The sequence below is a fragment of the Hamadaea flava genome (assembly GCF_024172085.1).
In the GTDB taxonomy this organism is placed as follows: domain Bacteria; phylum Actinomycetota; class Actinomycetes; order Mycobacteriales; family Micromonosporaceae; genus Hamadaea; species Hamadaea flava.
Genome location: NZ_JAMZDZ010000001.1, coordinates 5031407 through 5044104, shown reverse-complemented (window position 1 = coordinate 5044104; position 12698 = coordinate 5031407). Strand labels below are relative to the sequence as shown.

The 12698-nt window shown below is 70.8% G+C and carries 7 protein-coding genes; 3 read left to right on the top strand and 4 right to left on the bottom strand.

Going from position 1 to position 12698, the window contains the following annotated elements; translation table 11 throughout:
- Window positions 1-141: 141 nt before the first annotated feature.
- From HDA40_RS23820 to dacB, 3 genes are all read right to left on the bottom strand, one after another.
- On the bottom strand, window positions 142-951 hold the full coding sequence (locus HDA40_RS23820; protein ID WP_253759534.1) for an NIDO-like domain-containing protein: 810 nt from the start codon (window positions 949-951) through the stop codon (window positions 142-144).
- Window positions 909-3314 (bottom strand): S8 family serine peptidase, encoded by a 2406-nt coding sequence (locus tag HDA40_RS23815; RefSeq protein ID WP_253759532.1) that lies wholly within the window; start codon window positions 3312-3314, stop codon window positions 909-911. Before HDA40_RS23815 ends, HDA40_RS23820 begins: the two co-directional genes overlap by 43 nt.
- Before the next feature lie 341 nt (window positions 3315-3655).
- The gene (gene dacB, locus HDA40_RS23810) at window positions 3656-5476 is read right to left on the bottom strand and encodes a D-alanyl-D-alanine carboxypeptidase/D-alanyl-D-alanine endopeptidase (protein ID WP_253759530.1); all 1821 of its coding nucleotides are present in this window, start codon (window positions 5474-5476) and stop codon (window positions 3656-3658) included.
- 421 nt (window positions 5477-5897) lie between these two features.
- Here dacB and HDA40_RS23805 point away from each other — a divergent pair, with 421 nt between their 5' ends.
- The 3 genes from HDA40_RS23805 (at window position 5898) to tilS (ending at window position 8513) form a co-directional block, all read left to right on the top strand.
- Complete coding sequence (locus tag HDA40_RS23805) at window positions 5898-6386, top strand: inorganic diphosphatase (protein ID WP_253759528.1); 489 nt, start codon at window positions 5898-5900, stop codon at window positions 6384-6386.
- 100 nt (window positions 6387-6486) lie between these two features.
- Window positions 6487-7536 (top strand): Rv3626c family coenzyme F420 biosynthesis-associated protein, encoded by a 1050-nt coding sequence (locus tag HDA40_RS23800; RefSeq protein WP_253759526.1) that lies wholly within the window; start codon window positions 6487-6489, stop codon window positions 7534-7536.
- A complete protein-coding gene (gene tilS, locus HDA40_RS23795) occupies window positions 7533-8513 on the top strand; it encodes a tRNA lysidine(34) synthetase TilS (RefSeq protein WP_253759524.1) in 981 nt (326 codons plus the stop codon). Before HDA40_RS23800 ends, tilS begins: the two co-directional genes overlap by 4 nt.
- 70 nt (window positions 8514-8583) lie before the next feature.
- On the opposite strand, the gene eccCa is transcribed toward tilS, so the two are convergent.
- A complete protein-coding gene (eccCa, locus tag HDA40_RS23790) occupies window positions 8584-12585 on the bottom strand; it encodes a type VII secretion protein EccCa (RefSeq protein WP_253759522.1) in 4002 nt (1333 codons plus the stop codon).
- Window positions 12586-12698: the final 113 nt, after the last annotated feature.

Sequence of the window (12698 nt, the reverse complement as noted above, 5' to 3'; positions counted from 1 at the left end):
ACCCCGCCCCCTTTCCTGGCCGGACTCTGGCGGCGTTGATCATGCCTGCGCCGGATCGATCATGAACCTGAGTACGCGACACGCCGCACGATCACGACCGTCAGTTCATGATCGCACGGTCAGGCCGCGGGGGTGGGGCCGTCAGGGGGCGGCAAGGGGGGTGTGGAGGACGGTCGTTCCGGGGACGGTGGACGACGTCATCGAGGTCGTGACCGACCCGGCGGTGCCCCCGGTGAGCGTGACCGAGTAGGTCAGCGACCCGCCCGGCTTACCGGCGGTGGTCGGCACCGACAAGTCGCCCTTCGGCAGGCCGGACAACGCGTCCCCGGCGGACCCCGCCACGTTCTCCGCGCCGACGAGGTACTTCAGCCCACCGGGCGGGGCCTTCGGCAGCGCCGACGGGTCGTAGGCGTACCGGATGTTCGCTGAAGGCGAAACTCCGGTCAGCGGCAGCCACACCTGGAAGCGCCGCGCCGAGGATGTTCCGAACACGGTGACGTCCCAGTCCACGACGATCCACCGGGCGCCCTCACGGTCGAGCACGTCGACCCGGATGCCCCCGGCGGACGTGCCGTCGAGGTCGGTCCAGAACGGAGCGAGGATGTTGTTGGGGCGCTTCGGGTCCGGCAGCCCGTTCGGCTCCGGCGTGACGTCCTGGCCGGTCCCGCCGCCGACCACCAGATAGCCGTCGGAGGTCACCCCGATCCGCGTGTACGCCTGGCCGGCGTACTGGAACTCGGGGGTGTCGTAGTTGATGATCTCCTCGTCGCCGATCGGGTCGGCGGTCGCGTCCGGCCGCTGGTAGAAGGATCCGGTCGCGGTGGACAGCGACGGCTTGCCCGGCGTGATCCCGGCGAGGGTCACCTTCGACCGTCCGATCGTGTCCAGCGACGTACGCGACGCCCCGGTCACGTGGCCGACGGCGGCCCCGGACGGAAAGCGTGACGCCATCGAGACACGGGCTTCGGCGTACCCCTTGTTGGTCGCGGTGAAGGAGCACGACGAGCCGGAACACTTCGCGGCGAGCGCAACCGCGCCCTGTTGCGGGACGAACGCGACCGGCAGGTGCAGCGTGGGGACCGAGCCGCCGACGGGCACGAGCCGGACCTCGCCGAAGAGCTGGCGCTTCGGCGCCCACGAGGCGATGCCCACCGCGAACCGGCCGGTGGCCCGGGTGCGAGCGTGAGCGTCGGCGGATCGACGGTGATCGCGGACTTGGTCGGTGAAGTGCTGGTCAGCCGGTAGGTCTGGAGGTGACCCGAGACGTTCTCGACGGTCCGGACGGCGGTGAGCCGGCCCGGCATGACCGGCGCGTTGATCGACGGCGTGTTGAGCCGCACCGCGTCGACCGGGTCCGCGGCCAGTGCGGCCATCCGGTCGGCGGTCTCGTCGAAGGTCAGGCCCGGGTTGACGGCGACGTCGACCGCGATCCGGCCCGCGCCGTAGTCGAACGGGTCGGCCGGCGTCTTCAGGTCCTCCTTGACGACCTTGGTCACGGCCGTCGTCATCAGCGCGGACTTGATCTGACCGGGCGTCCAGTTCGGATGCGACGCGCGCAGCAGGATGCCCGCGCCCGCGACATGCGGTCCCGACATCGAGGTGCCCGCGATGGCCTGGAAGTACTGCCCGGCCGGGCCGCCGGTCGGGTCCTCGGGCGTCGGCGTGGTCCCGGCCAGGATCTGCACGCCGGGCGCGGTCACGTCCGGCTTCAACGCGAGCCCGCCGGGCCCGCGCGAGGAGAACGCCGCCATCACGTCGCCCCGCCCGGCTGACTGCACTCCTGGCGGCTCATGCGAGCCATTCCCCGGCGTGGCGCGCCCCGCGGTGAAGCTGGCCGTCACGCCCTTGTTCTTCAGGTACGCCGAAAGCTGAGCACCGGTTGCGAGATGGACGGTCGGCAGCCAGTGGTTGTCCGTCTCGGTGTCCTGGAGCGTGGGGTTGTAGAGCAGCATCCCGAGTCCGCCGCCCTGCTTGACGAAGTAGCCCTTCTCGACCCGCGCGTTCTCACCGCGTTGACAGACGACGATCTTGCCCTGGAAGAGGTTCTTCTTCGGCTTCGTCAGGCAGAGCGCGCCGCCGTCGTACCCCTTGACGTCTTTGGCCTGCACGACCGGGGTCGCCGCGTCGATTCCGGCGGTGATGCTCGATCCGGTCAGCGTCAGGTCCTTCGCGCCGGGGGCCTTCAGGGTGATCGTCGAGTCGAACTCGCGCCGCTGCGTACTCGCCGCGACTGTGGTGACCCAGGGCGACAGGTGGTTCACCGTCTCGGCCTCCGGACCCTCGTTGCCCGCCGACGCGGCGACGAACACCCCCGCGGCGTACGCGTCCAGGAAGGCCAGCTCGACCGGATCGGTCTCGGGGTCGGTGCCACCCGAGATGGAGAAGTTGATGACGCGTACACCGTCCTTGACGGCCTGCGCGACGGCGGCTGCGGAGTCGGACGAGAAGCAGCCCTCGGCGCCGCAGACCTTGTAGACGCTGACCCAGGCACCGGGCGCGACTCCCCGCAGCGGGCCGCGTTCGACCCCGAACACCTTGGCACTGCTCAGAACGTCGCCGGCGGAGGTCGAGGCGGTGTGCGTACCGTGGCCGTCGCTGTCGCGGGCGCTGCGATACTTCTCGCCCTCGTGCGCCGTCAAGTACGCGTCCAGGAACGGCTGCCCGCCGATGAGCTTGTGGTTGCACCGGAACTTCACGCCGGTCACCGGGTTCGTGCCGAAGTCGCAGGCCCGAGCCTTGCCGTCGGCCTTCGCCGGCGGGGCGGACAGGTTGCCCTGGTCGGCGAAGGACGGGTGTTCCGGCCACGCGCCGGTATCGAGCACCCCGAAGATCACACCCTTGCCCGCGTCGGCCGGACCGCCGAGGGACTGCTGCACGGTGTCCGCCCCGATGAACTTGGTGCTCGCGTCGGTCAGCGGCTGGCGTACCTGGTCACGCTGGACGGCGACGACGCCGTGGATCTTGAGGAGGTCGCCGACCCGGTTCGCCGGGACGGTCAGCGCCAGTCCGCCGTAGACGGTGCGCAGCCGCTGCCCCAGGCGTACGCCGGGCACGTGGGCGACCGCCGTGCCGAAGGCGTCCTCCTGCTGGGCCAGGAACCGCTCGTACGCCTGCTCGGCCGGGCCGCCCCACAACGGCCGCCCGGTGATCGCCGGACTGGTCGCCGGGAACCCCGCAACGCCGCCCCGATAGGTCGCCACGGGATCGTTGGCCAGCTTCACCAGCACGCTCACCTGAGCGCTGTCCGTACGCCCCAGCAGCGAACGATCCGTACGCGCGAGCGCGCTCGTCTTCGCGGCGGTGTAGCGCGACACCAGGCTGACTCGTTCTTCCTGTGTCGCCCCTGTCGCGTGGGTCGCCGCGCTCGCGGGGGCAGGGATAGATACGACAACTAGTGCAAGTGGCAACAAAAGCCGCGAAAACATACGGCAGATCTTGCCCCAGTTCGGCCGCCTGACCCCGCCGACACTTCGACCTGTCGCCTACCCGTCAACCCCGCGTCTCGGTCACCCCGTTCCGGCTTCTCGCCCGCCGCGTTCCCTGCAGATCACGGATCAGCATGTGATCTTGGGCCGGTTTGGGCTGCGTAACCGTGATCTGCAGGGAACGCGCCAGCGCGTGTCAGGGGCGCGAGGGGGGTCAGGGGCGCGGGGTGTCAGAGGGCGGCGAGGGCGTTCGTCATCGCGTCGAGGCGTTCCCGGGCGGTGTCCGTCCCGGAGGGCACGGCGTCGGCGAGGAATGAGAAGGCGAGCAGCCGGCCGTCCTTCGTGACGACGATCCCGGCGATCGCGGCCACGCCGGTGAGCGTTCCGGTCTTCGCCCGAACCACGCCCGCCCCGGACTCCGGAGTGCCCGCGGTGGTCGTGTTCCGATCGGACAACGTCCCGGACCAGCCGCCGACAGGCAGTCCCGCGAACAGCGAGCGCAGTTGCGGATGCTTGTCTCCGGCGGCCTGGGCGAGCAGCGCCGTCTGCATGGCGGGCGGCTGCCGGTCCAGCCGGGACAGTCCCGAGCCGTCCTTGATCACCACGCCCGTCGTGGGTACGCCCAACTCACCGAGCACCTGCTTGATGGCGGTCCCAGCGCCGGCGTAGCTGCCCGGCTGTCCCTTGGCGAGCGCGACCTGGCGGGCCAGCGCCTCGGCCACCACGTTGTCGCTCTCCTCGAGCATGATCTCGACCAGGCTCTCGATCCGGGGCGACTGCACCGCGCCGAGCTGCTGGGCACCGGACGGGGCCGTTCCGGCCGTCACCGAGGACGCCGGAACCCCGAGCAGCTTGGCGAAGGCGAGCGCGGCGGCCTTGTCCGGCTGCGCCGACCGGGCCTGCCCGGCGTGCAGGTCGTCGATGTTCTTGGGCCGCTTGGGGCTCGTCCGCGCGCCGTCGATCGCAAGCGCGGTCGTCCGGGCGCCGTACGGGCCGACGGCGGCGTCGTCGTCCCAGCCCTCGGCGATCGACGATCCCGTGTAGATCGACGTGTCGTAGATCAGCTTCGTCGGCGACTTCCCGCCGAGCGCCGTCTTCACCTGCGCGGCGAGCTGGTCGAGGCGCCCTGCGCCCGGGTAGTACCCGGTCGCGCCGGCGGTCAGCGTCGGGTCGCCCGCGCCGACCAGCACGACCTCACCTTCGTTCGGCCCGGCCACCGCTTTCGTGGTCATGCGGTAGTCCGGTCCTCGCGTGGCGAGGACGGAGGCGGCGGTCGCCATCTTCGTGGTCGACGCCGGGACGGCCGGATGCGAGGAACCGGCGTCGTAGAGGCTCTCCCCGGTCGCCACGTCCACCACCGAGACGCTGACCGACGGACCCAGGTCGGTGTGCGTACGCAGCTCTTCGAGAGCCGCCTTGACCTGCTCGGCGGTCGGCGCGGTGCCGGTCGCCGCGGACAGGACTCCGGCCGCGCTCGCCACCGCGTCCGGCGACCAGGAGTTGACCGGGGTCGTCTGCCCCAGCAGTTCGCGTACGCGATCCGGCGCGAACGCGACTGCGCCGCCGGCCGCGGCCAGCACGAGGACGAGTACCGTCGCCAGCGAGATCCACAGGCCGCGGCGGCCCTTGCGCGGCGGCTCAGGCGGCTCGGCCGAAGCGGCGCCCGGCCGAACCGGCGGTGGAGTGGCCGATCGCGGGTCGCCCCACTGCTGCTCGCGCTGCGATTGGTAGCCCGGCTGCTGCTCTCCCCACGGCTGTTCGCGCTGCGACTGGTAGCCCGGCTGCTGCTCGCCCTGCTGGTGGAAGTCCGGCGATGGGAAGCCCTGCTGCTGGAAGTCCGGCGGCTGGGAGCCCGCTCGCGGGAAGCCCGGCGGCGGCGAGGCCGGCGGCTGGCCCCACTGGGGGGATCCCGGTGGCGGGGACTGCGGCGCGCCGGGCGGCATCGCCGCGCTGCCGTAGACCCGCCCGGCACCGGGCTGCTGACCTGTGGATATCGGGGTGGACGACGGCGGTGGTGGGGGCGGCGCCCAAGGCGAGGACGGGCCGGGCATCGGGCCGGACGGCGGGACCGAGGCCGATCCCGAGGCGCGCGGTGAACGGCCTGCGGTGGGCGTACCACTCGGGGGAACGGAGCCGTAGACCGTGCCGGACGGTCGAGACTGAGGGTGCGCGGTGGCCTGTGGAGGGTTTTGCGCAGCCTGTGGATAACGTCCGGTTTGTGGCGTGGCAGCCTGTGGATAAGCTTGTGGATAGTCGGCTGGAGCCTGTGGATAATCCGGTGGATAACCAGATTCGGGCTGGTCAGATGCCGGTTCTGGTCCGTTTCCGGACCATCCGGCCGCCCACGGCGATTCGTCGCCGTAGTGTGAACCTTGCCTCCCCACAGACCCTCCCGGTGAGCTTTCCGATCGACCTACGCGACACTATCGAGCAGAAGCCAGAGTCGGCGAGAAAACGTGTCAGGAGCGTGAGATGGATTTCGACGTCACGGTTGAGATCCCTAAGGGGCAGCGCAACAAGTACGAGGTCGACCACGAGACGGGCCGTATCCGGCTTGACCGCACACTGTTCACATCCACGCAGTACCCAGCCGATTACGGCTTCATCGAGAACACCCTCGGCGAGGACGGCGACCCGCTCGACGCGCTCGTGCTGGTGCAGGAGCCGACCTTCCCCGGCTGCCTGATCCGCTGCCGCGCGATCGGCATGTTCCGGATGCGCGACGAGAAGGGCGGCGACGACAAGGTCCTGTGCGTCCCGGCCGAGGACCCGCGCCTGGAGCACCTGCGCGACATCCACCACGTCGCCGAGTTCGACCGGCTGGAGATCCAGCACTTCTTCGAGGTCTACAAGGACCTGGAGCCCGGCAAGAGCGTCGAGGGCGCCACCTGGGTCGGCCGGACCGAGGCCGAGGCCGAGATCGTCGCGTCGTTCAAGCGGGCGAAGGACACCTCGCACTGACCTTCCGCCGTTGATCTTGAACAGAAAACGTCGCCCTGGCCGCGTTTTTCTGTTCAAGATCAACGGCGGTTGCGGGCTGGAACCGGGTAGCGTCGAGCGCATGGCGGATTTCGTCGACTGGGACCTGGCCGCATCCACCGCCGCCACCCTGGGCCCGACCGGCCCGAAGGTGACCAAGGCGGAGGCGGTCGAAGTCGTCCGGCAACTGCGGACGCTGACCGATGAGGCGGCCGAGCACGTGGCCGAGTTCACCGGGCTCACCTCGCAGGTCGACGTGCCACCGGTGCGGGTGGTCGATCGCCGGGACTGGGCGGCGCTCAACGTCGCCGGGATGCGGCAGGTCATCGGTCCGCTGACCGCTCAGCTCGCCAGACGATCGCAGACGGCCGGCACCGGCCCGCTGGAGATGGTCGGGGCGAAGGTCACCGCGGTGCAGGCGGGGACGATCTTGGCCTATCTGTCCGGGCGGGTGCTCGGGCAATACGAGGTGTTCTCCGGCGAACCCGGCCACCTGCTGCTCGTGGCCCCGAACATCGTCGCGGTCGAACGCAAGCTCGGCGCCGAACCCCGCGACTTCCGGCTCTGGGTCTGCCTCCACGAGGTCACCCATCGGACGCAGTTCACCGCCGTCCCGTGGCTGCGCGGGCACTTCCTCAGCGAGGTCAAGGCGTTCATCGACGCGTCCGACACCGATGCCTCCGCCTTGCTCGGCCGGGTGGGCCGGGCCGTGTCGGCCGCTGCGGACGCCGTCCGGAACAAGGGCAGCCAGGCCAGCGTCCTGGACCTCGTGCAGTCGCCCGCCCAGCGGGTGGTGATGGATCGGCTCACGGCGCTGATGACTCTCGTCGAGGGGCACGCCGAGGTCGTCATGGACGGGGTCGGTCCGCGCGTCATCCCGTCGGTCGAGGCGATCCGGGCCCGGTTCGACCGCCGCCGTGCCACCGCGAACCCCGTGGAGTCCGTGATCCGCCGGCTGCTCGGCGTCGACGCGAAGCTCCGGCAATACGCCGAGGGCCGCAAGTTCGTCCAGAGCGCCATCGACCGGGTCGGTATGGCCGGCTTCAACCGGGTCTGGGCCGCTCCGGCGAACCTACCGACGCTGGCCGAGCTGACCGATCCGGACGCGTGGGTCGCCCGGGTCGCGCCTTGACCGGTCCCCACCCCTCCGTCGCGCAGACGCGTACCGCGGTGCGGCGTGCGCTCGGCCATGGTGACGATCGGCTCGTCCTTGTCGCCTGCTCCGGTGGCGCCGACTCGCTCGCCCTGGCGGCGGCCGCGGCGTTCGCCGGTCCGCGTACCGGCTGGCGGGTCGGCCTGATCACCGTCGACCACAACCTCCAGACCGGATCCGCCGACCGCGCCGCCACCGTCGCGGCCTGGGCCACGTCGGCGGGGCTCGCTCCGGTCCTGATCGCCCCGGTCACGATCGACCCGGCTGATCCGATGGGTCCCGAAGGCGCCGCACGCCACGCCCGCTACGAGGCACTCCTTCACCATGCCAACGAGTACGCCGCCGCAGCGCTCCTCCTAGGTCACACACTCGACGACCAAGCCGAGACGGTACTGCTGGCCCTGGCTCGGGGCGCCGGTCCCCGTGGCCTGGCCGGGATGCCCGCACGCCGGGAGGTCGGCCAGGTGGCGCTGCTCCGGCCGATGCTGGGCGTCCGGCGTACGACGCTTCGGGAAGCGTGTGCGGCGCAAGGGCTCACGCCTTGGGAGGATCCGCACAACGCCGACACCCGGTACGCACGAGCGCGCGTACGGTCCGATGCCTTGCCCGCCTTGGTGACGGCGTTGGGGCCGGGCGTCGTCGGCAACCTCGCTCAGACAGCCGCTCAGCTCGCCGTGGACGCGTCCTACTTGGACGGTTTGGCGGCGGAGGCGTACGAGGGGTGCCGGTGCGACGGCGGACTCGAGGTCGACGCCCTCCGGGCGCTGCCGGACGCCCTGCGCGGTCGCGTACTGCACACCTGGGCGCTCGAACTCGGCGCACCCGCGGCCGCCCTCGGCCACCGGCACGTCGCCGCGTTGGACGCGCTCGTCACCGACTGGCACGGACAAGGAGCGACCGCCCTGCCCGGTGGCATCGAAGCGCACCGGGAGGGCGGTCGGCTACTGGTCCGGTAAGGACCGCCGAGCTGACAGGCGGGCCGCCCCGTCCGCCCAGCCGTCGCTGGATCGAGCGGGGCTGCCCGACCTACGCGCCGGGCAGGTTCGCCACCTGAATGAGGCGTACCCCTTGCTTGCGCGACAGGAGCCGGCCACGGCCCGGAACCATCCGCTCGAAGCGGATGTCCGCCAGGGGCGAGGTTTCGCCCTTGTCCCCGGACATGAGCAGGCCGGGGCTGCCGACCCGCCGCATGATCTGGAACAGCGGCTGGTAGGACAGACCGCTCGCGCCCGTCGAGTTCCGCGCGATGATCAGGTGCAGACCGACGTCGCGGGCGATCTCGAGGTAGGGCACCAGCGGATCGAGCGGGTTGCCCGCGCCGGACGCGACCATCTCGTAGTCGTCGATGAGGACGAAGCACTCCGGGCGGCCTTCCAGCCACGGCCGGTCGCGCAGCTGCTGCGGCGTGACGTCGGCCGGGGGCTTGCGCTGGTCCATGTAACCGGCGACCGCCTGAAGGTACTGCGTACTCTGCTCGAAGTTGGTCGTGTAGCCGAGCAGATGGTCGCCCTGGATCGCACCGAGCAGGCTGCGCCGGTGGTCGACGATCAGCAGCTTCGCCTCGTCCGGGGTGAACCGCTTGGTGATCGTGGTCGCCAGTGCCCGCATGAACGTCGACTTGCCGCACTCGCTCTCGCCGAAGACCAGGAAGTGCTGGTCGTCGCGGAAGTTGAGCGAGATCGGGGCGAGGTCCTCGGACAGGCCGATCGGGATGTGCAGCGGATCGCCGCCGGTGAGCGGCAGGCGGTCGTAGCCGTAGACCGGGGGCAGCATCCGCACTCGCGGTGCCGGCTGGCCCTTCCAATGCTGCGCGACGTGTTTGCTCAGCGAGGTCTGGTCGGTGCCGAGCGAGGTCAGCTCCGGGCGCAGGGTCAGGTAGTACAGACCGTCGTTGGTCGCGCCGTGGCCCGGCGCGTTCTTGACGTTCTGCGCCGCCTTGCGGACCTTGCCGATCGAGTCCGACGGGTCACCCAGCCGCATCTCGATCTTGGTGCCGAACTGGTCCTGAATGGCCGCCCGGAAGTCCCGCCAGCGCAGCGAGCTGGCGATGATGTGGACGCCGTAGGACAGACCCCGGGTGGCCAGGTCGGTGATGACCGGCTCCAGGTCGTCGTAGCTCTCCCGCAGGGTCGCCCAGCCGTCGATGACGAGGAAGACGTCTCCGAACGGGTCGTTGACCTCGCCGGAGGCCCGGCGCTTGCGGTAGTTGTTCATCGAGTCCACGCCCAGCTCGGCGAACCGCGCCTCGCGCTCGGCGAGGAGCATCGCGACCTCGCTGACCGTCCGGCGTACCTGGGCGGTGTCGAGGCGGCCCGCCACGCCGCCGACGTGCGGCATCTCCCGCAGCGCGGCCAGCGTGCCGCCGCCGAAGTCGAGGCAGTAGAACTGCGCCTCGGCCGGGGTGTGGGTCAGCGCCAGGCCGCTGATGATCGTCCGCAGAAGGCTGGACTTGCCGCTCTGGGTCGCCCCGGCGATCGCCACGTGCCCGTTCGCGCCGGACAGATTGATCCACTGCGTGTCCCGGCGCTGTTGCGCGGGCCGGTCGACCCACGCGGTGGGGACCGTCAGCGCGCCGTGCAGTTCGGCGTTGGCCGTCGTCAGACCGCGCTCCGGGTGGATCGCGATCTTGCCGAAGCCCTCCTCCAGGGTGTCGGAGGCGTCCAGCGGCTCCAGCCAGACCTGGTGCGCCGGCGGGCCCTTGCCGGCCAGCCGCCCGATCAGGACGTCCATCAGGCTCTCGCCCGGCTTGACCTCCCAGTTGACCTCGGGCTCCGCGTTGGCGGGCTTCTTCGGCAGCGGCACGAAGTGCGTCCCGAAGTTGTGAATGTCGATGTCGGTACGCCGGCCGCCGGCCCGGGTCGGCGACGCGCCCGCCTTCTTGTAGGAGCCGGAGACGTACGCGGCCTTGAACCGGACCAGGGGCTCGGTGCCGAACTTCATATAGCCGTGGCCGGGCGCCCGGGGCAGGTCGTACGCGTCGGGTACGCCCAGGACCGTGCGCGACTCCATGGCGGAGAAGGTCCGCAGACCGAGCCGGTAGGACAAGTGCGTGTCCAGACCGCGCAGGCGGCCCTCCTCCAACCGCTGGCTCGCCAGCAGCAGGTGGATGCCGATCGACCGGCCGACCCGGCCGATCTGCACGAAGATGTCGATGAAGTCCGGCTTGGCCGTCAACAGCTCGGAGAACTCGTCGGCCACGATGAGCAGTGACGGCAGCGGCGCGAGCGCCTTACCCTGCAGCCGGGCCTTGTTGTAGTCCTTCAGGTTCGCGAAGTTGCCCGCCGCCCGCAGCAGCTCCTGGCGGCGGATGACCTCACCGTTGATGGCGTCGGCCATACGGTCGACGAGCAGCGACTCGCCCTCGAGGTTGGTGATGACCGCGCTGGTGTGCGGCAGCACGTCCATCGAGGCGAACGTCGCACCACCCTTGTAGTCGACGAGGACGAAGTTCAGCTCCTCCGAGGAGTGCGTCAGCGCCAGTGCGAGCACCAGCGTTCGCAGCACCTCGGACTTACCGGAACCGGTCGCGCCGATCAGCAGACCGTGCGGGCCCATGCCGTCCTGAGCCGACTCCTTGATGTCCAGCTCGACCGGCTGGCCGTCGACCCCGACGCCGATCGGCACCCGCAACTTGTCGCGGTCGGCCCGTGGCCGCCAGCCCTGCGCCACCTCGAAGGTGTCCGGGTCGGGGATGCCGAGCAGGTCGCCGAGTCCCTGGTCGCCCGAGAGCGGGGCGTCGGCCGACTTGGTCGCGGCGGACAGCCGCAGCGGAGAGAGCCGCCGGGCGACCGACTCGGCCTCGGCGTACGTGAGCCCGTCGGCGAAGCCGACGTCAGCCGACCCGTCGGCGGTGTAGATCTCCAGCTGCCGGGTGTCCTGCTGCATCTCCAGCGTCAGCGTGGTCCGGTCGAGCAGACGCGGCGGCTGGCCGTCGAGGTCCAGCACGGTCATGCCCGCGATGCCGCCGTCGGCCGCGAGGTGCTGCGAACCGGTGAGGTCCGCGCCGTCGAGGACGACCACGACATACGGGCCGGACGCGCCGCCGCCGAACCGGGGACGGTTGCCGATGATGTCGGAGAGCATCTCCTCCAGCGCGACGGCGGTCGGCGCGACCATGCGCACCGGGCCGAGAGCGTCCACCTTGGAGGGATGGGCGTTGTGCGGCAGCCACTTGACCCAGTCCCAGCGATCCCGGCGATGCGCCGGAGCGCAGACCGCGATCAGGAGGTCGTCGGGCGCGTGGAAGGTGGCGAGCTGGCTGACGACGGCGCGGACCAGACTGTGCGTCTCGCTACCGTCGCGGTGGTCGGCCTCGGGCTGCGCGAGCCGCCCGGAGCTGTAGCCGTAGGTGTTGTTCGGCGGCGCCTCCGACCGGACGAAGACCCGGGCGAAGGCGGGCAGCGACACGGCGACCGGCAGGTCCGGCACGACCGAGTACGCGTCCAGGAACCGGCGCAGGGCGCCGGCCGTCATCGGCTCCAGCTCCTCCAGCGGCCGGGTGACCGGCGGAACCAGCGGAGTCGCGAGCGACTGCGGTCCCATGCCGATGCGGGTGACCCCGTAGTCGGGATCGGTCGGGCGGCGCTCCCAGAGCCGATGAGAGTCGACTGTGGACCATAGCCGCTGCGGATCGGGGTGCCGATAGAACAAACCCGTCCGCTGCTTGGCCACGGTCTCGCGAACCTTGGTCCGCATCGTCGCCAGGTGGCGCAGGTATTCGCGCCGGGCGGCCATCATCTCGGCCTTCTTCGGGCCTCCGCCGCCCTGGCTGAGGTTCATGGCCATCATGCCGATCATGGACAGGCCCATCATGCCGCCCATGACGTAACCCATCTTGCCGTTCTGCCCGTTGCCCATCATGTAGGCGGACGGCAGCATCGCTCCAAGCATCGGCAGCGCCATCATGGCTTGCTGCCAGCGGGCCCCACTGGCCTGCGGAATCTCCGGTGGAGCCTCGATGACCAGCTCTCCGCTGGGAATCTCCGGAGCGGGCCGACGCGGGCCCCGCTTCACGACGATCGTTCCCATACCGGCGGCCCTCCTCCCCATGACGCGCGCTCAGCGCCGCCCATGCTAGGCGATGCCACCGACTGGACGCACCCCGCCTGACAGAGCCGGGTCTCACTGCGGTCTATGCGGGG